This window comes from Acidisoma silvae (assembly GCF_020618775.1).
Classification (GTDB): Bacteria; Pseudomonadota; Alphaproteobacteria; order Acetobacterales; family Acetobacteraceae; genus Acidisoma; species Acidisoma silvae.
The window spans coordinates 434705-459631 of the sequence record NZ_JAESVB010000001.1 but is presented as its reverse complement, the minus strand read 5'-3'; the positions used below and the strand labels follow the sequence as shown (position 1 = coordinate 459631).

Below are 24927 nucleotides of genomic sequence, written 5' to 3'. Positions count from 1 at the left end.
ACGTCATGCCACCGGTCAGCCCGCTTTGGCGACGCGCCGCCACTGATGCAGGACGAATTCGGTATAGCCGTTGGGCTGGGCGCGGCCTTTAAAGACGAGGTCCGACGCCGCTTTGAAGGCCGGCCCGTCAAAGCTAGGGGCCATCGGCCTATACAGCGCGTCACCGTCATTCTGCTTGTCGACCACCGCCGCCATGCGGCGCAAAGCGGCCTCGACCTCGGCTTGTGTCACCACGCCATGATGCAGCCAATTGGCCAGATGCTGGCTGCTGATGCGCAAAGTCGCGCGATCTTCCATCAGCCCGACATCGTGAATGTCTGGCACTTTGGAGCAGCCCACGCCCTGATCGACCCAGCGCACGACATAGCCCAAGATGCCCTGGACATTGTTGTCGATCTCCTCGCGGATTTCCTCCGGGCTCCAATTGGTGCCGTCGGCGACCGGGATGGTCAGCAGGGCGCCGAGCGAGGCATGGGGGCGCGTTGCCAGCTCCTCCTGACGCTCCGCGACATCGACCGCATGATAATGCAAGGCATGCAGCGTGGCCGCTGTCGGTGACGGCACCCAGGCGGTGTTGGCGCCGGCGCGCGGGTGGCCGATCTTCTGTTCCAGCATCTCGGCCATCCGGTCCGGCGCGGCCCACATGCCCTTGCCGATCTGCGCATGACCACGCAACCCGGCGGCGAGGCCGATATCGACATTGCGGTCTTCGTAAGCCTTGATCCAGGCGGTGCCCTTCATGGCGTTCTTGCGCACCATGGCGCCCGCTTCGATGGAGGTATGGATTTCATCGCCCGTACGATCGAGGAAGCCGGTATTGATGAAGAACACGCGGCTTTTGGCGGCTTCGATACAGGCGCCGAGATTGGCGGAGGTCCGCCGCTCCTCATCCATGATGCCCATCTTGAGCGTATTCGGCGCCAAGCCCAGCAAAGTCTCGATCCGGTCGAAGACAGTATTCGCGAAAGCGACTTCTTCCGGCCCATGCATCTTGGGTTTGACGATATAGACCGAGCCCGCGCGGCTGTTGCGGATCGGCCCCTTCGACTTCAGGTCATGCAGGGCAATCAGCGAGGTCACCACGCCGTCCAGCAGGTTTTCAGGGATTTCCGCGCCGTCTTTCGTCAGCATCGCGTCGGTCAACATATGATGGCCGACATTGCGCACCAGCATCAGGCTGCGCCCGGACAGCCAGAGCGCGCCACCGTCAGGCGCGGTGAAGCGGCGGTCTGCCTCCAGCTTGCGCTCGATCACGCGGTCGCCTTTGGTGAGATTCGCCGACAGGTTGCCTTGCATCAGGCCGAGCCAATTGGCGTAGACGGAAATCTTGTCCTCGGTATCGACGGCGGAAACGCTGTCCTCGCAATCCATGATCACGCTCAGCGCGGCTTCCAGCACGATATCCGCCACACCCGCCACATCATCACGGCCGATGGGATGCGCGCGGTTCAGCACCAGTTCGATATGCAGGCCGTTATGGCGCAGCAGCACGGAATCCGGCGCATCCGCCGTACCCAGATAGCCGGCGAAAGCAGCTGCATTCTGCAAGGGCCCAATGCCCGTCGCGACGAGGGCGCCATCCACAACAGCATAGCCCTGGGCGTCGGCGTGGCTGCCACCGGCAAGCGGCGCCACCCCATCCAGCCAATCCTTGGCATAGGCGACGACACGCTTGGCGCGGATGGGGTTGAGACCGCGCCCGCGTTCGGCCCCGCCATCCTCGGCAATGGCATCCGTGCCGTAAAGCGCATCATAGAGGCTGCCCCAGCGCGCGTTGGCGGCATTCAGCGCGTAGCGCGCATTGGTGATGGGCACGACCAGCTGCGGCCCTGCGAGCGTCGCGATCTCCGGATCGACATTGGCGGTCGTGACCGTGAAAGGCGCAGGCTCGGGCTGTAGATAACCGATATCGTTCAGGAAGCCGCGATAGCTGGCCGCGTCCACCGCGCCCTTATTCTGCTGATGCCAGCCGTCGATCGCCGCCTGCAACTCGTCCCGCTTGGCCAGAAGCGCCTGGTTGCGCGGCGCCAGATCATGCACCAGCGCCGAAAACCCGGCCCAAAAAGCCGCCGCATCCAGCCCGGTGCCGGGCAGCGCCTGGTTTTCGATGAAATCATGCAGCGGTTTCGCGACCTGCAATCCCTGGGCGTCGATACGGTCCATGTCTGGCAATCCTTTTGGTTTGGGCACGTCAGAGTTCGGGGTCTGAAACTACCCTGGCCTTGCCGCGCGCGGAAGCGGGCAGAAGCTCCGCTCGCAGCACTGTGCCTCCCCAGGCCGCCACCCGGTCCGCGCCGATGATATCGCCCTCGGCATGGCTGGCGCCCTTGACCAGAAGATCGGGCTTGAGCGTCAGGATCATCGCCAGCGGACTCTCCTCCTCCAGCACGCAGACGAGATCGACCGCCGGCAGGGCGGCCAGATCCATCGCCCGATCCGCCGCGCGACGGGTGGCGCGACCGAGCGAGCGCTTAGGCAAAGGCGGCTCATCCGCGTCGATCGCGACGATCAGCCGGTCGCAGGCGCCGCGCGCCTGTTCCAGCAGATGGGCATGGCCCTGATGCAGCCGGTCGAACCGGCCGTGCGTGAAGCCTACGCGCCAGCCGCGCCGGCGCCAGCGCTCCGCCTGTTCGATGGCCGCCGCCGGGGTGACGATTTTGGTGTGGTCGCCGGTCTCGGGCGCCAGCCGCGCCTCGATATCGGCCAGGCGCGCGACCGCCGTGCCGACCTTGCCGACGACAATGCCGGCCGCGATATTGGCCAGCCGCGCCGCCATGGGCAGCGCCAGGCGCGCGCCCATGCCGGCGGCCAGGATGGCGGCGACGGTATCGCCCGCCCCGGCCACGTCATGCACCTCCAGCGCCTCCGCCGGGAAATGCCAGGCGTCTTCCGGCGTCACCAGGCTCATGCCGTGCTCGGACCGCGTGACGAGGGCGGCGCCGATGGCAAAGCGGGCCAGCAGCGCGCGGCCGGCCAGCACGATATGCTCATCGCTTTCGGCCGGCAGACCGGTGACGGCCGCCAGTTCCCGCCGGTTGGGCATGATGACATCGGCCCCGCGATAGGGCTCGTACTCCTCGCCCCTGGGGTCGACGATGATGGGGCGCCCGATCTTTTTCGCGGCAGCGATGAGCTTGGCCGGCATATCGCCCGCCAGCACGCCCTTGCTGTAGTCGGAGAGCAGCGTGACGGCGGTGGCGGCCATCGCGTCGGTTGCAATGCGCAGCAGCCGCTCGGCGATTTTAGGGTGCAGCGGCACCGGGTCTTCCGTATCGACCCGCAGCAGGTGCTGACCCTGGGCCAGGAAGCGGGTTTTGACGGTGGTGACCCGGCTGCCCTGCACCAGCAGCCATGGCTCCACCCCGTTCTGCCGGCCGATCAGCGCCGTCAGGTCCGAGCCCGCCATATCGTCCCCCACGATGGAGACGAAGGCGGCGGCACCGCCCAGCGCGATGATATTGCGCACCACATTGGCCGCGCCGCCGGGCAAGGACAGTTCGCGTTGCACGCAGAGCACGGGAACCGGGGCTTCCAGGCTGATGCGATTGGCCTCGCCGTAGAAATAGCGGTCCAGCATGGCGTCCCCCACCACCAGGACCGAGGCACGGGCCAGGCTGCGCGCGCCGTCCAGCAGGTCTTTCGGCAGATCGCTGGGAAAGGACGGGGTTTCGCTGGCGGCGTCGTTCATCATTCTGCAATAGCGCCCCTCATTCCGGGCCGGTAGTAGGGAAAGCGGCTTGACCCGGATTGGGCATTCTGACCGGCGCGCCGGTGGCAAGTATGCGTCGGCGCGGGGTTCACATGAATGTCACGCATAAGCAGCGGGTTGATCCCGGCGAAACAGCATGGTAACTCGCCGCCATCCCGTTGGGGGATAGTTTAGCGGTAGAACTCCCGGCTCTGACCCGGGCAGCCTTGGTTCGAATCCAGGTCCCCCAGCCAGCGTTCAGCACAATAGATATTGCCAGGCGCGAACTTCGCGGATGCGTCAGACGCCCGCCGTTTCTCTCGCGTCACAACCATTGACGCGCAGCCAGTCCTGCCCATGTCCCCTCTATAAACAAACCCGTTGAGGGGGCTTCCATGAACCGGATCAGAACCGTCCTCGTCTTGGCTGGGCTCGCGGTCGCAGTATCGGCCTGTTATTACCAAGGCCCCGGCGGCTATTACGGGCCGCATTACTACCATCACCCGCATTATTACTGGGGCCCGCGCTAACCGGGCCTGAGCTATCGCGCGGGGGCTAGATGCTCTGCTTCATCAGCACGCGCGAAAAGCTCAACACGGCGCCGGTGAAGGCGGCGAGCGCCGCGAAGGTCAGGCAGGTCTTGGTCGGCGCCGGCAGCGCGAAGCCCAGCGTAATTGCCACCAGCATGCCGCCGATGGTCTGGCCCAGCAGGCGCGAGACCGAGATCATGCCGCTGGCCCCGGATATGCGGTGCTTCGGCGCCGCCATCAGCATGGCCTTATTGTTCGGCGGCTGGATCATCGAAAAGCCGCAGCCGGCGACGGCAATGCGCCAGGCGATGTCGATATCGCTCGGGTTCGGCGGCAGCAGGCGCAGCAGCAAAAAGCCGGTGCCGCAGATGACCATGCCGATCGAGGTCAGAAAGGCCGCCGGATAGCGGTCCGCCAGCCGGCCGACGAAGGGCGCCGTCAGCACAATCGCCACCGGCCACGCGGTGATGACGAGCCCCGTCTCCACCGGGCTGCGATGCAGCACATTGGTGAGGTTGAAGGGCATCGAGATGATGAAGAAATTCGAGGCCACGAAAGCCAGAAAGCCGGCGGCGAAGGCGATGGAAAAGCCGCCCCGCGCCAGTAGGTCCACCGGCAGCAGCGGGTGGCGCTGCGACAATTGCAGACGCACCAGAACGGCCATGCTGACGATACCGATGGCGAGCAGGCCAAGCCCCATGGCCGCACTGCTGCCCTGGGCGAAATTATCGCCCCCCGTCACGATGCCGCCCAGGCCAACGGCCAGCAGCAGCGCGCTCACACCGTCGAATGTCACCGGCGTGCGCGGCGTTTTCGGCAGGGCGGTGACCGCGAAATACATGGCCACCGCGCCCAGCGGCAGGTTGATCAGAAACAGCCATTTCCAGCTGGCGAAGGACAAAACCGCCGCCGCGACGGAGGGGCCAAGCGCCACGCCGAGCGCGATGATCAGCCCGTTCAGCGCAATACCACGCCCCAATATCTTGGCCGGATAGATATAGCGGATGAGGGCGGCATTGACGCCCAGAATGCAGGCGCCGCCCAGACCCTGAATGGCGCGCGCGGCCGCCAGTTCCGGCAAGGTCTGCGAAATAGCGCAGAGCAGCGAGGCGCCGACGAAGGTGACAAGCCCGATGAGGCACATGCGGGCATGGCCGAATTTCTCACCCAAGGTCGCCACCGGCAGCAGGGCGATGACATTGGCCAGCTGATAGGCGTTGATGACCCAGATGGCCGAGGACGCCGAGACATGCACGTCGCGCGCAATATCCGGCATGGCGATATTGACGACCGTATAATCCAGCACGGAAAGCAGCACCGCCATGGCGACGGCGGTCATGGCCTTCAGCCGGGTGTTTTTCGGCAGGCCATCCTGTGCCGGGATCGGGATAGAGGCAGTGCTGGCAGACATCCTTCATCCCTATGCCGCAGTGCCGCGAAAGGGCAGGTTTTATGCCGTAGGTCAGCCATGCGGCTCAGCTTTTGGGACTGACGACAGCTTTAGTAGCCGCCGCCGTCATCGCCGAGATCGTCACTGCTATCGTCATCGCCGCCGAAGCCGGTGCCGAAGGATGAGCCGGCAGTTCCTGAAATAGGCACCAGGCTGCCGATGGCCAGGCCCAGGAAGGTCGCGCTGCCGATGGCACCCGCAAAATCAGGCGCCCAGGTCTGCAGCGCCCAGATTTCCAGGCACAGCAGCACGGCGGTTGCCAGAAACAGCGGCAGCATGGCGAGGTTCGTCGTCGAAATCCGGAACTTCCGCCTCACGACAAGCGCCAGCCGCCGCAGGCCGTGATGATACAGCGCGGCCGCAAGGGCCGCCGCCGCGCAGTAAAGTGCGGTTTGCGAAATCACGGGCCCGGCGGCGCGCTGCCGGCCGGCAGGGTTTTGAGCCGGAAGACATCGACATCGTCACGGCCCAGCTTCGCCCGCAGGGACAGCCCGTAGTCCTTCGCGATCTCCGCCAGCACAAGCCGGCGGGCGGCCTCGTTCTCGTCACCGTAAGGCACGCTGACGATGATCGTCGCCGGCTGGCTGGCCAGGATGCGGCTGACCTCAGCCAAGGGGTCCACACCCAGGGCCTTCGCTTCCTCCAGCCGCGACAGATGGCTGGGAAAGGCGAAGCGGGTCGGGATGCAGGCATCGGTGGCGTTATAGAAGGCAGGGTCGCCGCTATAGACGTAAAGGCAACCGGCGGGATCGATCGCCTTGGCGATGCGATTAAACTGCGCGGCGGAGCCATGATGTTTCAGGCTGATCAGCATCATGCTTTCCCCCGTCACGAAGCCGATGGCCAGAATGGCAATCGCCGCCGTCCGAAAGCGCGGACGGCCCAGCAGGCTGGCGGCACCGGTCGCCGCCGGCACCAGCACCGGCAGCAGATAGTGATGCAGATAGGTGCCGAACAGCAGCAGGCCAAGGACAGCGGCAGCCAGCCATAGCCGCACGAAGCGGAAGGCCGTGCGGCCATCCGTACCATCGCAGGGCCGGGGCCAGGCCGCGCAGAAGATCAGCGGCAGCAGCACGACGGCGATCAGCGCCAGGCGGGTCAGCAGAACGCTTTCCGGCGTATCGGCGCGGGAAAAGATGGAAATGAAATTAGCGAAGACAAAGGCCTGTTCATGGCCCAAAGCCGCATAAACGCCAGCGGCCAGCAGGGTGGGCGCTAGTGCCACCACAATCCAGAGAGCGCCGGCGGCCAGGGCGCGGGCGAGGCCGCTCTGCCGATAGGCCAGGACCAGAAAGGTCAGGCCGAAGAAAACCCCTTCGAACAGCGCGCTGTATTTGATCTGCATGGCCAGACCCATCAGCAGCATGACGGCGCAACCGGCGCCCGTCAGGCCGGTGAAGGGCGGCCGCCGGCCCAGCACGGCCCACAGCGTGATGAAGCCGGCAGCAGCGACCGGCAGATTGTAGAAAATGGGGGACTGCCCTGCCCCGGCATGGCCGAGATTGAGCCAGAGAATATAGGCGAGACCGGCGCAGATGGCGCCAAATCCGGCGCTGAATGTCAGGCCGATGCGGCGGATGATGTCCGCTGTCAGCACAACGAAAGCCGTGCCCACCAGCTGATAGGCCAGCACGCCATGCCCGCCCAATGCCCGCATGGCGGCATAGAGCAGGAACAGGCCGGCCGGCTTGCGGTCCCAGAGATCGACAAAGGGGATAGCCCCGTGCAGCAGGCGCGAGCCGACGAGAAGGTAGAATTCCTCGTCCGTATAGATGACGGGATTGCCGAACATCGGCGCTCGCGTCAGCAGGGCGGCCAGCAGGAACAGCAGCAGTGGCGAGCGAAGCAGGCGCATAGGTTTGGGCAATCCGTAGGGAATGGCCTCTATACCGCCTGAATGGCGTCGATGAGAGCCGGAATATCCTGCAACGGCACAGCGGGGCTGAACAGATAGCCCTGCGCCTCGCGGCAGCCCAGCCGGCGCATGGCGTCCAGCTGCGCCTGTGTCTCCACCCCTTCGACGGTCGTTGTAATATCAAGACTATCGCACAGCTGGGCGACAGCGCGAATGATGGCCGATCCGCTGCCTTCCTCATCCGCCGCCACCACGAAGCTGCGATCGATCTTCACCTTGTTGAAGGGAAACTTGACCAGATAGCTGAGCGAGGAATAGCCCTGGCCGAAATCATCCATGGCGATTGAAATGCCAAGCTGGCGAATCTGGTGCAGGACACGCAGCACGTCATCCGTATCCTGCAGCAGAACGCGTTCGGTAATTTCCAGTTCCAGCCGGGCGGGGGCCAGGCCGGTCATCTGCAGGATATGCACCAGGCTCTGGACCAGATTTCCCTTGGTGAACTGCACCGATGACAGATTGACGGCGACTTTCCGATCTTCAGTCCAGGTTCTGGCATCGGTGCAGGCCCGGGTCAGAACCCACAGGCCCAGCGCCTCGATGATATTGGTGTCCTCGGCATGGGCAATGAAGGCGTCCGGCAGGACAAGGCCGCGCGTTTCGTTGCGCCATCTGACCAGCGCTTCGAATCCCGTGACATGCCGCGTGCGGATATCGACAACCGGCTGATAGTGCAATTCGAACTCATCGGCCGCCAGCGCCTGCCGCAGATCGACTTCCAGCAGTCGCCGCGCCTGCGCCTTTTCCTGCATAGCGGGTTCAAAAAACCGGTATTGCAGGCGGCCGTCCTGCTTCGCCTGATACAAGGCGAGATCAGCGCAGCGCAGCAGATAGTCGGCGTCCTTGCCGTCACCCGGTCCCATCGCGATGCCGATGCTGACGCCGACATAGACCGTCTGCCCGTCGATCCGGTAGGGCTCGGTGATTTCCTGAATGATCCGTTCCGCGAGCCTGGCGGCATCGTCGCGACGGCGCAGGCCGGTCTGGACGATGACGAATTCATCGCCGCCGTGGCGCGAGACGATATCCCTCTCGCGCACCAGCCGGCTGAGCCGCTCGGCCACAAGCCGCAGCAACTGGTCCCCGGCCGGATGGCCCAGCGTATCGTTCACTTCCTTGAAATGGTCGAGATCGAGAATCTGAATGGCGCATGACCCGGCAGAGCCGCGGCGGCGCAAAGTATCGTTCAGCCGCTCCTGCAGCGCATTCCGGTTGACGAGCCCCGTTAAAGCATCGTGCCGCGCCATATATAGGACGCGCGCTTCGTAGCTGCGCCGCTCCGTCACATCCTGGGTAACGCCCGCCATGCGCAGCGGCTTGCCTGTCTCATCCAGTTCCGCCCTTCCGGTTATGCGCAGCCATCTTGTGCCGCCGTCCGGCAGCATCACCCTTATTTCGTTGACGAATCTTCCATCGTCTTCGCCGCGCATCACCCTGGCCGAAGACGCCATGACAGTTGCCAGATCATCCGGATGGATCGTCTTGTGGATCGTCGGCCTGTCAACGTGCGACCCGAGAGGCCGGCCGTACAATTGCTCGAAGCCGGGCGAAACATGCAGATGATCGGTTGCGATATCCCAATCCCAGGTGCCCATGGCGGCCGCAGCGATGGCGCGCGCGAAGCGCGCCTCGCTCTGGCGCAGACGCTCCTCCGACCGCCGCTGCTCCGTCACGTCGCGCTGCACGGAAATCCAGTGACGGATGGTCCCCGCATCGTCGCGGTAGGGTGTAATCAGCCAGGAGACGATATATTCGCTGCCGTCCTTGCGGTAGTTGACGGCCTCCGCCTCGAAAGGCTGGCCCGCCGTCAGGGCCGCGCGCAGCCGGTCCAGCATCGGCCGGGGCGTTTTAGGGCCTTGCAAGATGCGTGGCGACCGGCCGAGCAATTCGGCCGGCTCATAGCCACTCATGCGGGCGAAATGAGGATTGACGTATTCGATGACCGGGCCAGGGCTATCGAGTGCGGCCGCCGTGACAAGGATGGCTTCGCCGGCGGTCTCCACCACCGCCCGAAAGAAGTCATCTGACAAGCCGGACAAAATCCGTCACCCTCTCGCATAGCGCAGGCCGGCGGCGGTATCAGGCAACCGCCAGCGCACGTCACCGGCTAAAGAGATAGTATGCGCTGCAAGCCGCCTTCTGTCACATGCCCCAAGGATCCTGGCCCGAAGGCGGAGTGGCTTAATCTTGCGGCGCGCGGCCGCCCCTGCATCCCGGGCAGCGGCTCCGTAAAAGGCCGCTGCCGGGTCTCGCGGACCGTGTTACGGCTTGGTGATCAGGCCCTTGATCTCAGGATATTTGGCGGTGATCGCGTCCCAGGTGCCGTCGGCCGCGACGGCCATGATGGCGTCGGACACCTTCTTGTTCAGCGCGTCGTCGCCCTTGCGCAGGCCGCCGCCGACGCCATAGCCCAGGATGTCATTGCCCGGGCAGGTCGTCTTCACAACATAATCCGGGTTCTTGGCCAAGAAGGTCGCGAAGGTACTGATGCCTTCCTGCACATAGTCAAGCCGGCCGCTGGACAGATCGGCCAGCGCATTGTCGATCGTGTCATAGGTCTTGATCTGCACGGAAGCCGGCGCGGCCTTCATATAGGATGCGAAGATCGTCCCGGCCTGAACACCCACAACCTTGCCGTTGAAACTGGCCAGATCGCCGCAATCCACCTTGGTCGAATCGTCCTTCGACCCGATCATGACGATGGCCGAGTTATAGTAGAAATGGGTGAAGTCGATGACCTTGCGGCGTTCGCCATTGATGGTCAGCGACGCCCAGATCATATCGATCTGCTTCTGCTGCAATGCGGGAATAAGCCCATCCCAGGCGATTTCCTTCGTATTGCAGGTCGTCCCCATCTTGGCGCAGACAGCCGCCAGCATGTCGAGTTCCCAGCCGTGCCACTTGCCGTCGGCGCCCTTGGAGTAGAAGGGCGGATAGGATTCATCATCAAGCCCGACGGTGATGGAATCGGCATGGGCCTTGGACGGCATGAAGGGAATCATGGCCGTGCCGAGCAGCGGCGCAGAGAGCAGAAGAAGTCGCAGAAACCGTTTCATTCAGGAGCAACCTTGATCGTGATGAAGAAGCCGACGGGCTCATGAGGCCCACGTGAAATCGCGATGACAATCGAAAAAAGCTAGGAGCCCACTCACAAGGTAAAGCCGCAAAAAACCTCGAAAAATGACTTTTTTCCGCGCAAGAACCCGCCAATCGCCGTCTTTTCAACCGATATCGGTTGTTCGGTAGGCTTTTCGGCTTGCCGATTTAGAACGGCGGAACAGGATGATGCGGCGCGCACCCAGGCAGCCAGATCACGCGTCAATGACGGGCGCTTCACGGCCGCCGAGGCATCATGCCTGACGCGATTGATGGGTTTGACCGCCGGATTCTGCGCGTAGTCCAGCAGGATTGCCACGTTACGGCCGAGACGATGGCCGAGGCGGTCGGCCTCTCCGCCTCCGCAGTGCAGCGCCGCCTGAAACGTTTGCGGAGCGACAAGGTGATTGCCGCCGAAGTCGCGGTTCTCGATCGCAGCCAGGCGGGCCCGATGATGACCTTCATCGCGGGCGTGGAAATTGCGCGCGACAACTATGATGCGCTGCCGAAGCTGCGGCTATGGATCGGTCAGCAGGATGCGATCCAGCAGGCCTATTACGTCACCGGCCCGGTCGACGTCATCCTCATCGTGCTGGCGCAGGATATGGACAGTTTCGATTCCGTCTGCGTGCGCATGATAGAACACAACCCGCAGATCCGCCGGATCAATACGAATGTCGTGCTTAATATTGTAAAACTCGGCCTGTGCCTGCCGATCGATACGTCGGCCTGACTTTGACCGCGATCTATGCGCGTCACACCTGATTTGTGACCGACATTTTCATACCAGATCGACCCTCATATCCAATGCGATATCGATCCATGATGTCCCAAAACATTCATGGAAAAATGTTTCATTCATGAAACCTCGATTATGCCGAAAAGTTGAAGATCGGTGCCGGCTTCCCCTCATTTGGGTCCGGCCGCTCCCGGCCCCTTGGTTTTGACCCAAATCAAGGCAAATCGTGCATCTTCATGCAGACTCCGGGACGTCGACAATGCGGCTGCGTCCGTGGTTGAGTGACGTCGGCCGTTAAGGGCGCGCAAGGCGCCTGGACGCGAAGGACGTGGACAAGGCTACCAGAAACATCGGCAGACGTTCGTTCAACAGATTGCCTCAGAAATTTTGGTCTTGGAGATATGCATGCCCCCCGACACGCAATCTATCACCGCTTACGGACCGGCCCGTTCCACCATCGACGGCGCGCCTTTGTCACCTGACGAGGTGAGGCGGACGCAACGCTACTGGGATGCATCGCTTTATTTGTCCGCAGGTATGATCTACCTGCGTGAGAATGCGCTGCTCCGCGAGCCCCTGAAGTCGGAGCATATTAAAAAGCGCCTGCTCGGCCATTGGGGATCGGATGCAGGCATGAGCCTGATCTATATCCATATGAACCGGCTCATCAAAAAATACGATCTAGACACGATTTTCATTGCAGGTCCGGGACATGGCGCGCCGGCCATCATCTCCAATACCTATCTGGAAGGCTCCTATTCCGAGATCTATACGGATATCGGCCGGGATGGAGAGGGCTTGCAGCGCCTGTTTAAGCAATTCTCCTTCCCCGGCGGCATCGGCAGCCATTGCACACCGGAAACCCCCGGCTCGATCCATGAAGGCGGCGAACTCGGCTATTCCATCTCCCATGCCTATGGCGCGGCCTTCGATAACCCTGATCTGATCGTCACCGTCATGGTCGGTGACGGCGAGTCCGAGACCGGGCCGCTGGCGACCGCCTGGCATTCCAACAAATTCCTCAATCCCGTGCGCGACGGCGCGGTGCTGCCGATCCTGCATCTGAACGGCTATAAGATCGCCAATCCGACGATCCTGGCGCGCATTCCGCATGAGGAGGTCGAGCATCTGTTTCGCGGCTACGGCTATGAGCCTTATTTCATCGAGGGGTCGGACCCCGAGACCATGCATCAGGCGGTTGCCGCCACGCTGGAACATTGCGTGCAGGAAATCCGCCGCATCCAGACGGAAGCCCGCGCCAGCAGCGGTCCGCTCGAACGCCCGCGCTGGCCGATGATCGTGCTGCGCAGCCCCAAGGGCTGGACCGGTCCCAAGGAGGTCGACGGCCATAAGGTGGAAGGCTTCTGGCGCGCCCATCAGGTGCCGCTCGCGGAAGTGCATGAAAAGCCGGAACATCTGGCGCAATTGGAAGCCTGGCTGCGCAGCTACAAGCTGGAAGAGCTGTTCGACGACAACGGCAGCTTCGTCGCCGAGCTGGCCGAACTGGCGCCGGAAGGCACCCGCCGCATGGGCGCCAATCTGCATGCCAATGGCGGATTGCTACGCAAATCGCTGAAGATGCCGGATTTCCGCGACTATGCCGTCGCCGTCGAGACGCCGGGTCAGACCGAGGTCGGCCCGACCGCCGTTCTGGCAACCTTCCTGCGCGATATCGCCCGCAGCAATCCGCATAACTTCCGCGTCTTCAGCCCGGACGAAAATGCCTCAAACCGCCTGACCGCGATCTATGAGGCGACCAAGAAGGTCTGGATGGGCGAATATTTCCCGGAAGACGCCGACGGCACCGAAATCACGCAGGACGGCCGCGTGATGGAAATGCTCAGCGAACATACGCTGGAAGGCTGGCTGGAAGGCTATCTTCTCACCGGACGCCATGGCTTCTTCTCAACCTACGAAGCCTTCGTCCATGTCATCGATTCCATGTTCAACCAGCACGCCAAATGGCTGGAAAAATCGAGCGAATTGTCCTGGCGGGCGGATGTCTCCTCCCTCAATCTGCTGATCACCTCCACCGTCTGGCGGCAGGACCATAACGGCTTCACCCATCAGGATCCCGGCTTCCTGGATGTGGTGGCCAATAAAAGCCCCAGCGTGACGCGCATCTATCTGCCGCCGGATGCCAATACCCTGCTCTCGGTCGGAGACCACTGCCTGCGCAGCAAGAACTACGTCAACGTCATCGTTGCCGACAAACAGCCGCATCTCTCCTATCTCGATATCGACGCGGCCGAAAAGCATTGCACGAAGGGTGCGGGCATCTGGGAATGGGCCAGCACGGACAAGGACCATGAGCCCGATATCGTCATGGCCAGCTGCGGTGACGTGGCAACCATGGAATCCCTGGCCGCGACGGAACTGCTGCTGGGGCATTTCCCGGACCTCAAAATCCGCTTCGTCAATGTCGTCGATCTGTTCCGGCTGGTGCCCGACACCGAACATCCGCACGGCTTCTCGGACCGGGAATTCGATGCGCTGTTCACGCCGAACAAGCCGGTTATCTTCAACTTCCACGCCTATCCGTGGCTGATCCACCGGCTGACCTATCGCCGCAACAATCACGTCAATTTCCACGTGCGCGGCTATAAAGAGAAGGGCAATATCAACACGCCGATGGAACTCGCGATCCAGAATCAGGTCGACCGCTTCACGCTCGCGATCGACGCGATCGACCGTATTCCGTCGCTGAAACTGCGCGGATCGCATGCGCGCGAGACCTTGAAGGAGCAGCAGATCGACTGCCGCCGCTATGCCTATGCGGAAGGTATCGACCCGCCGGACATCGTTCACTGGACCTGGAAGGGTCAGGGCTGAACGAGCGCAAACCCAAAAAAGGCGGCCTCCGGGCCGCCTTTTTCATGCGCCTCACGCATGGCTTCTTCCAGTGGACGCCCTGACAGTGATGGTCGAGACTGCCGCCACGTTTCGGCCCTTGCCGCCCTCGTTCGAAAGGTTCCCTGATGCCCTCCTATCCCGATACCCAGCTTTTCATCGACGGTAACTGGGGCCCGGCGGCGGCCGGTGGCGTGCTGCCGGTGCTGAATCCCGCAACCGGGGAGCAGATCGGCACGCTGGCCCGCGCCGAAATCGCTGATCTCGACAAGGCCTTGGCTGCGGCGAAGCGCGGCTTTGCGGTCTGGCGTAATACCTCGGCCTATGAGCGCGCGAAGATCATGCGCAAGGCCGCCGCCCTGCTGCGCGAGCGCTCGGAAGCCATCGCGCCGCTGATGACCCTGGAACAGGGCAAGCCGGTGGCCGAAGCCCGCGTCGAAATCGCGACGGCAGCCGATATCATCGACTGGTTCGCGGGCGAAGCGCAGCGCACCTATGGCTGGACCATTCCGGCCCGCGCCGGCCATATCGCGCAGACGGCGGTGAAGGAGCCGGTCGGCATCGTCGCCGCCTTCGCGCCCTGGAACTTCCCAATCAACCAGATCGTGCGCAAAATGTCGGCCGCCCTCGCCGCCGGCTGCGCCATCCTGGCCAAAGGGCCGGAGGAAACCCCGGCCTCCCCCGCCGCACTGATCGAGGTCTTCCACGATGCCGGCGTGCCGGCAGGCGCCATCGGCCTCGTCTACGGCGACCCGGCGACCATTTCGTCCTATCTCATCCCGCACCCGCTGATCGCCAAGGTGACCTTCACGGGCTCGACCCCGGTCGGCAAGAAACTGGCGGCGATGGCGGGCGAACACATGAAGCGCGCGACCATGGAGCTCGGCGGTCATGCGCCGGCCATCGTCTTCGACGACGCCGATCTGGGAACGGCGGCAAAGCTGCTGGCGGGTGCCAAATTCCGCAATGCCGGCCAGGTCTGCATCTCCCCCACCCGCTTCCTGGTGCAGGAAACGGTCTATGACCAGTTCGTGGAGAATTTCGCCGCCGCCGCCCGCACCATCAAAGTGGGTGACGGTCTGGCCGAAGGCACCACCATGGGTCCGCTGGCCAATGCCCGCCGCGTGCAGGCCATGGAAGCCCTGGTGCAGGATGCCGTGCAGAAGGGCGCCAAGCTGGTTCTGGGCGGCGAGCGTATCGGCAATGCCGGCAATTTCTTCCAGCCGACGGTGCTGAAGGATGTGCCGCTGCACGCCCGCGCCATGACCGAGGAGCCTTTCGGCCCGGTGGCGCTGTTCCGTCCCTTCAAGGCGCTGGATGACGTGCTCGCCGAAGCGAACCGCCTGCCCTACGGCCTCGCGGCCTATGCCTATACCAGTTCGGCCGCGACCGTTCAGGCGCTGTCCACGGGGGTTGAGAGCGGCATGCTCTCCATCAACCATCACGGTCTTGGCGTGCCGGAAACCCCCTTCGGCGGCATCAAGGATTCCGGCTACGGCACGGAAGGCGGCGCGGAAGCCATTGAAGCCTATCTCAATACGAAGTTTGTCACCGTCGCCTGATCAAAACGGAGGCCGCAATTCCGATTGCGGCCTCCGTTTTGTCGCTGGAACCGGTTCCGGCTTTTGGGCCAAGCTTGGGCTGGTCACCATGAGCCCGAGCCCTTGATGTCTGATACTCCGTCTGCCTTGCCTATCGCGGCTGACCGGGGAACGGCCGGCGAGGTGTTTCGTGCCTTCTTGCGCCTCGGCATTTCGGCCTTCGGCGGGCCTGTCGCCCATCTCGGCTATTTCCGGACCGAATTCGTCATCCGCCGACGATGGATCGACGAGGACAGCTATGCTGATCTTCTCGCCCTCTGCCATTTCCTGCCCGGCCCCGCTTCATCACAGCTCGGCTTTCTGCTTGGCGTTCAGCGCGCGGGCCTGAGCGGCGGCATCGCCGCCTGGCTCGGCTTCACCCTACCTTCCGCGCTGCTCATGGTGCTTTTCGCCTTCAGCGTGACGGGACTGCACGGACCAGTTGCGTCTGGCCTGCTGCATGGACTCAAACTCACCGCCGTCGCCGTGGTGGCGCAGGCGGTCTGGGGCATGGCCCACAACCTGGCGCCGGACCGGCCACGAGCGGCCATCGCTTTGGCCGCGATGGTCTTGAGCCTGGTCGGTGGAGCGTTCAGCCTGCCGCTCATCGCCATCCTGGTCGGCGGCTTGCTCGGCATCATGATGCGACTCTCACCCGGACTGCCTTCCGCCACCCTTGGGCGCCTTCCGGTCAGGCCAGGCGGCGGAATTTTTGCCCTTATCCTCTTCGCCCTGATCTTCGCGGCAACCTGGCTGCCGCAAAGCGGACAAACCCGTTTGGCGCTATTCGGCCTGTTCTACCATGCGGGCGCGCTGGTTTTCGGCGGCGGCCATGTAGTGCTGCCGCTGTTGCAGAAGACGCTGGTACTGCCAGGATGGATCGGTAATCAGGCGTTTCTGGCGGGCTATGGCTTCGCGCAAGCGGTGCCGGGGCCACTTTTCACCTTCGCGGCCTATCTGGGCGCCGTCATCGCACCCGGTGGCGCGCGATTGGCGGGAGCTGCGATCGCGCTCATCGGGATATTCCTGCCGGGCCTGCTTCTGGTTTACGGTGTGCTGCCCTTCTGGGAAGGGCTGCGCCGCCACAACAGCACGCGTGCGGCCATGGCCGGGGCCAATGCCGCTGTGGTCGGCATCCTGGGCGCTGCGCTCTACACGCCGGTCTGGACAAGCGCGGTGCTGTCACCTGCTGATGCCGCCTGCGCCGCAGCAGGGTTTATGGCACTGGTGCGCTGGCGGATGCCGCCCTGGACGCTGGTTCTTCTACTACCCCTTGTCGGGGCAGTAGAAGGCGGATGGTCTCACCTCTAGCTCGGTCAGCCACGCTTGCTGAAATGCAAGGCATAGCGGCCGGGGCCGGTGACATAAAGCAGCAGGAAGCCGCCGGCGATGCTGACATTCTTGAAGAAATTGATTTCGTTTTCGTATCGCGCCATGCCGGTCATCGACCAGTATTTATGGCCGATAAAGCCGGTGGCCAGCGTATAGACGGCCATCAGCACGGCCAGAGGCTGGGTGAAAATACCCACGAGCACGGCAATCGAGACGAAGAATTCGATGAAGATCGCGATCAGGGCGCCGAGCGTCGGCGCCGGCATGCCGGTCGAGGCCATATAGCTGACGGTGCCTGCGAAATTCGTGATCTTGCCCCAGCCGAAAATCAGAAAAAGCAAAACCAGCATGATCCGCGCGACGAGGACGACTTCGTCCCGAAACTGATTATGTCCAGAACTGTTCATAGGGGCCGTCCTTGCGAAAAGATTGATTCGATATGATATCGATGCGGCTGGCGGCAGCATCGGCTATGCTGCCGCCTCTATGGACGGTCACGAAACGGTTGCAAAGGGATCGCATCGCCGATCCCTGTCACGCATTCCTCAGCTCTGGCCGGAAAACAGGGTGCGCGTGGCGCCCCCGACCCAGATTGTACCATCGGCGTCGCGCTCTATCTGCACGCGCCCCGTCCGGCCCAGCACGGTTCCCTGTGCTGCAATGTAGGGACCATCGACGCGGCCCGACGCGTAGAGCCATTGCGCCACAGAAGCGTTCAGGCTGCCGGTGACAGGGTCTTCGATCACCGAGCCCTGGGCATCCGTGAATAGGGCGCGCAGCTCATAGGCCGCTTCCTGGCCGATGGAATGCGGGCCGACCACACCCACGTCGATCTGCCGGGGGTGGCTGCGCTTGGGCTGCAAGGCCAGAACCGCACCGGCCGATTCCAGCATGATGCCGAGCCAGCCGGGGCCGTTGTCGATCCATGCGGCGTCCATGATGGACGCGCGGGAGATGTTGAGGAAATCCGCAGCCTCCTCCAAGTCTTGCTGGCTCGGCGGGCCGGAGCGCAGCAAGGGCGGCGCGGCAAAGGCGAGACCCCTGTCCGATTGGCGAATGGGGATCAATCCGGCCCCGCATTCCTGCACGATGCGCCCAGGCATGCGCGGCTGGCCGCCGGCTTCAAGCCAAGCGTGGCAGGTGCCGAGCGTCGGGTGGCCGGCGAAAGGCAATTCGCGCGTCAGCGTGAAAATCCGCACGCGATAGTCCGCCTCTGGCGTCGTCGGCGGCAGCAGAAACGTCGTCTCGGACAGGTTGAGCCAGCGCGTGATGCGCTGCATCGTTTCCGTATCCAGCCCTTCGGCGTCTGCAATCACGGCGAGCGGATTGCCTGAAAAATCGTCGCGGCCGAAAACGTCGACCAGGCGGAAGGGGCGGTGCATGGCGGCTCTCATAATTATCAGGTCGCCAATCTAGACGGCCGGCATCTTGCATTCCAGCCGAGGTATCGGGGACGCTGCCGTTCCCGTCCGCCAATTGCATCGGCCAAACTATCGGAGTCTCTGCGCGATGACTGAAAGCCCTGTCCCCTCGCCCGCCGTCGATCTGGTCGAACTCACGGTCGAAACGGCTCAGGCGGCCATGGCCGCCGGCACGACGACCTCGGAAGCGCTGACCCAGGCGTTTCTGGATCGCATCGCGACATACAACCCGAAATACAACGCCATCCTGTTCATGAACCCGAATGCGCTGGAAACGGCGCGCGCCATCGACCGCCGCCGCGCGGCCGGCGAAACGCTGGGGCCGCTGGCCGGCATTCCCGTCGTCGTAAAAGACCCCATGGATATGGTCGGGATCCCGACCACGGCCGGCTGGGCGCAGCTTTACAGCAAGACGGGCGGCGTCGATCTGATGCCGGCGACAGACAGCCCGGTTGTGGCCCGCATGAAGGCGGCCGATACCGTCATTCTCGGCAAGACGAATGTCCCGATCCTGAGCCATACCGGCGCGGACGCGAATGACAGTTTCGCCGGCCCGACGCTGAATGTCGCGGCCCCTGCTTTGCTGCCCGGCGGCAGCAGCACCGGGACAGCCGCCTGCGTCGCCGCCAGCCTGGCCGTGCTGGGCCTGGCCGAGGAGACCGGCGGGTCGATCCAGAACCCGGCCTCGGCCCAGGGGCTGGTCGGCATCAAGCCGAGCCATGCGCTGGTGCCCAATGCCGGCGTGGTGCCTTTGTCCGCCCATCGCGATGTCGTCGGTCCTATCGCCCGCTGCGTGCGGGACGCGGCTTTGTGCCTGGATGTGCTGGCCGGCTTCACGGCGGAAGACCCCAAGACCATCGCCGGCGTCGGCCATAAGCCGAAGGGCGGCTATACGTCGAAACTCTCCAAGGATGCTTTGCAGGGCAAGCGCATCGGTCTTTACGGCGCCGGCTGGCGCAACCAGCCGCTGTCAGACGAGGCCGCCAGCCTTTATGTCCGCGCGCAGGAGGAACTCGCCGCCCAGGGCGCCGTTCTGGTGCCCGATCCCTTCGCCGGCAGCGGCTTCGCCGAACTGCGCCGCCAGACCGTGCCGGGACAGGATTTCGACGCGCGCGGCATGGAATCCGTGCCTTACGACGTCGAGCAGTATCTGAAGCGCCTCGGCCCCGATGCCGCGCTGAAGACCTTCGCGGAATTCGCCGAAGCCACCAAGGCGGATGACGCCTTCGCCCCCGGCGGCGCGCTGCATTACATGACCTATGCGCGGCAATTCGCGGCCTGCCTCGCCAACCCCAGCCTGCCGCCCGACCTGTCGGACTTCGTGGAGGCGCGCGAAGCCTATATGGAGATTTTCACGGCGGTCTTCGCCGCCGAAAAGCTCGACGGTCTGTGCTTCCCGCAGATGCGGACGGACCTGGCCGGGCTGCATAGCGGCGGCCGGATTGATGAGACGACGGTCAGCGAAATCAATATCGCCGGCCTGCCGGGCGTCACCGTGCCGGCCGGCTTCTATGCCTCCGGCGCGCCCTTCAACCTCATCTTCGTCGGACCGAAATGGAGCGAGGCCGAACTACTGGCCCAGGCCTATGCCTATGAGCAGGCGACGCATCACCGCCGCGCGCCAACCCTGCTCTAATCTCGACCGCGGCCCCCGGCTCGCCTAAACAGGGGCCGGGGGCCCGCCATGACATCATCCGCAACCGATACCGTTCTGCGCACCATCCGCACGGAAATGCAGGGCCTGGCCGCCCTGGAAGCGGCCCTGCCGGGCGGCCTGGGGGACAGTTTCGCGGATGTCGCCAGCCTGATCGAGCAAAGCGGCTGCGTCATCGTCACCGGCATGGGCAAGTCCGGGCTCATCGGCCGTAAGATCGCGGCCACACTGGCCAGCACCGGCACGCCCAGCCATTTCGTCCATCCCGCCGAGGCCAGCCACGGCGATCTGGGCATGATCGCGCCGAATGACGTGGTTCTGGCGCTGTCCTGGTCGGGCGAGACGCCGGAACTGGCCGATATCGTGGCCTATACGCGCCGTTTCGGCATCAAGCTGATCGCCATGACCTCGCGTCCCGACAGTGCGCTCGGCCGCGCCGCCGATATTCGCCTGCTGCTGCCGGTTTCTGAGGAGGCCTGCCCGAACGGTCTGGCGCCCACCACCAGCACCACGATGCAGCTTGTGGCGGGCGACGCGCTGGCCATTCTGCTGCTGGAGCGCAGCGGTTTCACGGCGCATGACTTCCAGCGCTATCACCCGGGCGGCAAGCTCGGCGCCCGCCTGCTGACGGTGGGGCAGTTGATGCATACCGGCGACCAGCTGCCGCTGATCGCCGCCGGAGCCAGCCTCTCCGCCGGCATTGTGGAAATGACGTCCAAGCGGTTCGGCATCGCGGCCGTGGTGGACGGCGACGGCCACCTGGCCGGCGCGCTGACCGACGGCGATCTGCGCCGCGCCTTTCGGGCCGGGTTTGTCGATATGCCGGTGGAACAGGCCATGGGCCGCCGGCCGCAGATCATGCAGCCTGGCGATCTCGCCGCCCTGGCCTTGGCGCGCATGAACGAGCTGCGCATTACCTGCATTTTCGTGGTGCAGGACGAGAAGCCCATCGGGCTGGTCCATATCCACGACCTGCTCCGCGCCGGAGTCGCCTAAGGCGCAAAACTGAAAACCCGCGCGGCCTAGGCTTAGTGGGGTCGCCACCTTGCATTAGCAATTGCGACCATCGTGTAGGATATCAGCATCAGCAAAAACCAAGACGTCAGCTTTGCTGGCGACACGATGACCCATGTTTTGACCTGATCCGGATAAAGCCAGATATGCCCCGCAGTTCCGATGTTCTCACCCAGCCAGATGAACAAAGTGACCAGGGCGAAGCCTAGAAGCAGCGGCATATGTCGCTGGGTTTTCGCGATCGTAAAATAGATGGTCGTGCGCCCGAACAGCACTATCGCTGCGGCGATCAGACCATATCGAAAATCCAGAGCCCAGTGATCGGCGTAAAAATTTGCGTAACTCAGCCCAGACAGCGGAATGATCCACCCAAGCCTCGGATGCTTCGCGAAATCAAAATCGAATATGCGCCAGATTCGAAAGAGATAACTGCCGACTGCCGCATACATAAAGCCGGTGAATAGCGGGACATGGGCAACCCTGATGTAATTCACTTCGGGATAGTGCCATGAGCCGACAGAAGTCTTGAACAGCTCCATCAGCGTGCCCACGAGATGGAAGGCAAGAATGACGCCGGCCTCTTCCAGACTTTCAAGCCCACAAACCAAAAACACGATCTGGATGGCTAAGGCCGCGACGAATAATGCGTCGTAGCGTGGTAAAGCTGCCGCTGCGGGGTAGCAAAGCCGGGTCAGGACGATCAGGACAAGAAGCGCCCCGCCGAACAGGCAAGCCCAGGCTTGCTTGAGACCAAAAATCAGAAACTCATGGGCGGCAGACAAAACCATACTGTGTTCTGTGCCGTTAGCCGAGGAATAGGGCGTCGGCGCATCACCAACGCCGCTCCGATATACTGGCCCGGCCTCAGTCATGTCTCATCCCGGCTCATCCAAGCCTACATACAACCACGAAAACCCCGCACGGCCAGTGGCCGCAGCGGGGTTTTTCATCGCAACCGTGTCAGCGCCCGCGACGGGGCGCCACGACAGCCTGATTACTTAATTTTGGCTTCGCGGAACACGACATGCTTGCGGGCAACCGGATCATACTTCTTGAATTCCAGCTTGCCCGTCTGCGCGCGCGTGTTCTTCTTGGTCACATAGAAATAGCCCGTCTCCGCGGTGGAGAGGAGCTTGATCTGAACGGTGTTCGACTTCGCCATAGGTCCACTTCCCGTCGCCGCCCTTCAGACCGCCTCAACCGCCCCTGCGATATCGGTGCCCGCGACCAGCGCGTTAATTCCAAAACAGGGGCGGGACATGACCCATCGGCTCAGCGCGGTCAAGTCCAGTGTGCGCAGAGCGGACCCTATTCGCCCGAAAGTTCCCGCCGCCGCCTGTCCAATTCCTCAGTATAGCGCCGCAAAGCATGCTGTTCCGTCAGCAGGCCGATGACATGCCGATGGTCGCTGTTATCGACCACGGCCAGCGCATCGCTCTCCGACTCCTCGAAGAGCGCGATGGCGGTCTTCACGGTCATGGCCGGAGTCAGCACCGTATCCGGCACATGCAGAAGCTCGCCCACACGCTCGGCGGTGATATCGGGGCTGAAGGCTTCCGAGGTCTGCACGATGCCGGCATAGCGCCCGCTTTCATCCACCACGATGACGCGATGGGTGGAGCCCAGCGGGAAGTCGCGCCGGAAGGTATCCAGCGTGGTCGTGGTCGGGATGGTCCGCTGGTCGCGCCGCATCATGCGCCCGACGCTCAGGCTATTGACCCAGCCGATATCGACGGCGCTGCGGATGGCCTCGCCGCGCAGATGAAAGCGCCAGGTGGCGAAGGAATAGCCGAAGGTGCGGCGAGCGGTGAGCGAGGAGACGATGACGGCCGCCAGTACCGCGACGGTCAGCGGAAAGCTCTGCGTGCTTTCCAGCGCCAGGAAGCACATGGTCAGCGGCCCGCCGATGACGGCGACCGCCATGGCGCTCATGCCGATCAGCCCATAGACCACGGGCGGCAGAACCGGCCCCACGGCCAGCAGCGCCAGAACCCCGGCGAAGACCTTGCCGACCAGTGACCCCAGGAACAGGGACGCGAAGAACAAGCCGCCGCGAAAGCCGGACCCGATGGACACGGCGGAGGCGATGGATTTCAGCACCAGTCCGGTCAGGATCAGCAGCAGCGGATAGTCCATGCCCAGGCCGTCGCGCAGCGCCCCATGGCCCGAGGACAGAACCATGGGTGTCACCATGCCGCACAGACCGACGATGAGGCCGCCGACCATGGGGCGGGACCAGACTGGCAGCGGGCTGCGGCGGAACCAGCCTTCCGCGACCGTGACGCCACGCATGACGGCGATCGCGACCAGGGCGCAGATAATGCCCAGCGCCAGGATCGGCACGAATTGGACGACCGGAAAACTATCCGGCAGCAGCAGGCTGAACCCGTCGATGCCGCCATGCAGGCCGCGCTCGACGAAGACAGCGCTGAGCGACGCCACCACGACCGGCGCCAGATTGCCGATCGTGTAGGTGCCGATGACCAGTTCGATACCGTAGAAGGCGCCGGCCAGCGGCGCATTGAAGGCGGCGCCGATGGCCCCGGCCGCGCCGCAGCCGACCATCAGCCGCAAATCTGTGCGCCGCAGGCGGAAGCTGCGCCCAAGCCAGGAGGCGATGGCCGATCCCATCTGGGTATAGCCCGCTTCCAGGCCGACCGAGGCGCCGACCCCGCAGGAGAGCAGCGTCTGCGCGCAGACGATGATGCTGTCGATGACCGACATGCGGCCGCCATACAGCGCATTGGCCTCGATCGGATCGATGGCGCGATGCGGGCGCCAGCGCGCCAGCGCCAGCCCGAAGAGACCAAGAAGAAGCCCGCCCAGGCTGGGCACCAGCAATAGCCGGGGCAAGGCGATTTCGGAGGCTGAACTCAGCCGGCCGCCGCTGGGAATTTGGAATAGCGTTTCATGCAGAAGCTGGATGGTGCCGTTCATGGTGACGACGATGATGCCGGCGCCGATGCCAACGACGGCGGCCAGCACGGTCAGCCAGATTTCGTCCGCGCGGACCAGGGCCCGCAAGGTCTGCGGGGCGTGGAGAACCCAGTCTCCCCATTGTTGGCGGCGGCTGCGGCCTGGCCAGGTGCGCGTCGACATCGTCCGAAGTCCCGGGGCTCAACCATCCGCCCCGTGGGGCGGTGCCTGCCGTCATGCAAATAGAATTCCAGACCGCGGCCCGGATCGGCCGCCGCCCATTCCGCCTGCTGCCGCGGGTGACCGCGACATGCCTTCTTTGCTCATAAGTCTATGGAGGAAGTAAGACAGGGGAAGGCAATTCCGGCTGAAAATCGTCTCTAAACCGATCACGACAGAGCAAAGATTCGCAATACACGGTGCGCACAACAAAAAAGCGCAGTCGCTGGCAGCGACTGCGCTTTTCCTATTCAGGCGTTAGGAATTAGCTTTCTATAATTGCCGTGCTGCCGTGATCGACAGGACCAGGAAGACAAGAAAGATAACCAGGAAGACGAAGAACAATAGCTTCGCGATGGCAGCCGCCGCGCCTGCAACGCCGGTAAAGCCCAGCGCTGCGGCGATGATGGCAACGATCGCGAAAATGATCGCCCATTTCAGCATGACGAACACCCCTGTTTGTGATGAACAGCAGCTAGGGATTTCGCCGCTTTTCCAACGCCATCGGGGGCCTGCACGCGCC

The 24927-nt window shown here is 63.5% G+C and carries 20 protein-coding genes and 1 tRNA gene; 8 read left to right on the top strand and 13 right to left on the bottom strand.

Annotation, left to right across the window (positions count from 1 at the left end; genetic code table 11):
• Positions 1-15: 15 nt before the first annotated feature.
• Together ASILVAE211_RS02180 and ASILVAE211_RS02175 are read right to left on the bottom strand one after the other, a co-directional pair.
• The gene (locus ASILVAE211_RS02180) at positions 16-2163 is read right to left on the bottom strand and encodes a malate synthase G (RefSeq protein ID WP_227319633.1); all 2148 of its coding nucleotides are present in this window, start codon (positions 2161-2163) and stop codon (positions 16-18) included.
• Between the two features lie 28 nt (positions 2164-2191).
• Positions 2192-3691 carry a PfkB family carbohydrate kinase gene (locus ASILVAE211_RS02175; protein WP_227319632.1) on the bottom strand — a complete coding sequence of 500 codons (1500 nt, stop codon included), beginning with the start codon at positions 3689-3691 and terminating at the stop codon, positions 2192-2194.
• A gap of 177 nt (positions 3692-3868) precedes the next feature.
• On the opposite strand from ASILVAE211_RS02175, the gene ASILVAE211_RS02170 reads away from it, so the two are divergent.
• Positions 3869-3942 (top strand) — tRNA-Gln (locus tag ASILVAE211_RS02170).
• A gap of 141 nt (positions 3943-4083) precedes the next feature.
• A complete protein-coding gene (locus ASILVAE211_RS25920; protein WP_264478638.1) occupies positions 4084-4218 on the top strand; it encodes a hypothetical protein in 135 nt (44 codons plus the stop codon).
• A 25-nt stretch (positions 4219-4243) separates the two neighbouring features.
• Here ASILVAE211_RS25920 and ASILVAE211_RS02165 read toward each other — a convergent pair whose 3' ends face one another.
• The 5 genes from ASILVAE211_RS02165 to ASILVAE211_RS02145 all read right to left on the bottom strand — a co-directional run bounded on the left by ASILVAE211_RS02165 (position 4244) and on the right by ASILVAE211_RS02145 (position 10639).
• Entirely contained in the window at positions 4244-5629 is a 1386-nt protein-coding gene (locus tag ASILVAE211_RS02165; protein WP_227319631.1) for an MFS transporter, read from the bottom strand.
• Between the two features lie 89 nt (positions 5630-5718).
• Positions 5719-6072, bottom strand: coding sequence for a hypothetical protein (locus tag ASILVAE211_RS02160; protein ID WP_227319630.1), 354 nt, complete (start codon positions 6070-6072; stop codon positions 5719-5721).
• Positions 6069-7523, bottom strand: coding sequence for a hypothetical protein (locus ASILVAE211_RS02155; protein WP_227319629.1), 1455 nt, complete (start codon positions 7521-7523; stop codon positions 6069-6071). The genes ASILVAE211_RS02160 and ASILVAE211_RS02155 overlap by 4 nt, the downstream gene beginning before the upstream one ends.
• Positions 7524-7552: 29 nt before the next feature.
• Positions 7553-9613 carry a putative bifunctional diguanylate cyclase/phosphodiesterase gene (locus ASILVAE211_RS02150; RefSeq protein WP_227319628.1) on the bottom strand — a complete coding sequence of 687 codons (2061 nt, stop codon included), beginning with the start codon at positions 9611-9613 and terminating at the stop codon, positions 7553-7555.
• Between the two features lie 231 nt (positions 9614-9844).
• A complete protein-coding gene (locus tag ASILVAE211_RS02145; protein WP_227319627.1) occupies positions 9845-10639 on the bottom strand; it encodes a transporter substrate-binding domain-containing protein in 795 nt (264 codons plus the stop codon).
• Positions 10640-10935: 296 nt separating this feature from the next.
• Here ASILVAE211_RS02145 and ASILVAE211_RS02140 point away from each other — a divergent pair, with 296 nt between their 5' ends.
• The 4 genes from ASILVAE211_RS02140 (at position 10936) to chrA (ending at position 17159) form a co-directional block, all read left to right on the top strand.
• A complete protein-coding gene (locus tag ASILVAE211_RS02140) occupies positions 10936-11412 on the top strand; it encodes an Lrp/AsnC family transcriptional regulator (RefSeq protein ID WP_227319626.1) in 477 nt (158 codons plus the stop codon).
• A 411-nt stretch (positions 11413-11823) separates the two neighbouring features.
• Positions 11824-14250 (top strand): phosphoketolase family protein, encoded by a 2427-nt coding sequence (locus ASILVAE211_RS02135; RefSeq protein WP_227319625.1) that lies wholly within the window; start codon positions 11824-11826, stop codon positions 14248-14250.
• A gap of 146 nt (positions 14251-14396) precedes the next feature.
• Positions 14397-15830 carry an NAD-dependent succinate-semialdehyde dehydrogenase gene (locus ASILVAE211_RS02130; RefSeq protein WP_227319624.1) on the top strand — a complete coding sequence of 478 codons (1434 nt, stop codon included), beginning with the start codon at positions 14397-14399 and terminating at the stop codon, positions 15828-15830.
• Positions 15831-15935: 105 nt separating this feature from the next.
• Positions 15936-17159: a chromate efflux transporter gene (gene chrA, locus ASILVAE211_RS02125; RefSeq protein ID WP_227319623.1), complete on the top strand. Its 1224-nt coding sequence runs from the start codon at positions 15936-15938 to the stop codon at positions 17157-17159.
• 5 nt (positions 17160-17164) lie between these two features.
• Here the strand turns inward: chrA and ASILVAE211_RS02120 are convergent, their stop codons facing one another.
• Positions 17165-17647 carry a DoxX family protein gene (locus ASILVAE211_RS02120; protein ID WP_227319622.1) on the bottom strand — a complete coding sequence of 161 codons (483 nt, stop codon included), beginning with the start codon at positions 17645-17647 and terminating at the stop codon, positions 17165-17167.
• A gap of 78 nt (positions 17648-17725) precedes the next feature.
• The gene (locus ASILVAE211_RS02115) at positions 17726-18562 is read right to left on the bottom strand and encodes a PhzF family phenazine biosynthesis protein (protein WP_227319621.1); all 837 of its coding nucleotides are present in this window, start codon (positions 18560-18562) and stop codon (positions 17726-17728) included.
• A gap of 127 nt (positions 18563-18689) precedes the next feature.
• Between ASILVAE211_RS02115 and ASILVAE211_RS02110 the strand changes: the two genes are divergently transcribed.
• Together ASILVAE211_RS02110 and ASILVAE211_RS02105 are read left to right on the top strand one after the other, a co-directional pair.
• Positions 18690-20237, top strand: a complete 1548-nt coding sequence (locus ASILVAE211_RS02110; protein WP_227319620.1) for an amidase — start codon at positions 18690-18692, stop codon at positions 20235-20237.
• A 48-nt stretch (positions 20238-20285) separates the two neighbouring features.
• The gene (locus ASILVAE211_RS02105; RefSeq protein ID WP_227319619.1) at positions 20286-21251 is read left to right on the top strand and encodes a KpsF/GutQ family sugar-phosphate isomerase; all 966 of its coding nucleotides are present in this window, start codon (positions 20286-20288) and stop codon (positions 21249-21251) included.
• A gap of 32 nt (positions 21252-21283) precedes the next feature.
• On the opposite strand, the gene ASILVAE211_RS02100 is transcribed toward ASILVAE211_RS02105, so the two are convergent.
• The 4 genes from ASILVAE211_RS02100 to ASILVAE211_RS02085 form a co-directional block, all read right to left on the bottom strand.
• A complete protein-coding gene (locus ASILVAE211_RS02100; RefSeq protein WP_227319618.1) occupies positions 21284-22141 on the bottom strand; it encodes a DUF817 domain-containing protein in 858 nt (285 codons plus the stop codon).
• 122 nt (positions 22142-22263) lie between these two features.
• Positions 22264-22431: a 50S ribosomal protein L33 gene (gene rpmG, locus ASILVAE211_RS02095; protein WP_227306051.1), complete on the bottom strand. Its 168-nt coding sequence runs from the start codon at positions 22429-22431 to the stop codon at positions 22264-22266.
• Positions 22432-22577: 146 nt separating this feature from the next.
• A complete protein-coding gene (locus ASILVAE211_RS02090) occupies positions 22578-24368 on the bottom strand; it encodes a chloride channel protein (protein WP_227319617.1) in 1791 nt (596 codons plus the stop codon).
• Positions 24369-24677: 309 nt separating this feature from the next.
• Positions 24678-24848 (bottom strand): DUF1328 family protein, encoded by a 171-nt coding sequence (locus ASILVAE211_RS02085; RefSeq protein WP_227319616.1) that lies wholly within the window; start codon positions 24846-24848, stop codon positions 24678-24680.
• Positions 24849-24927: the final 79 nt, after the last annotated feature.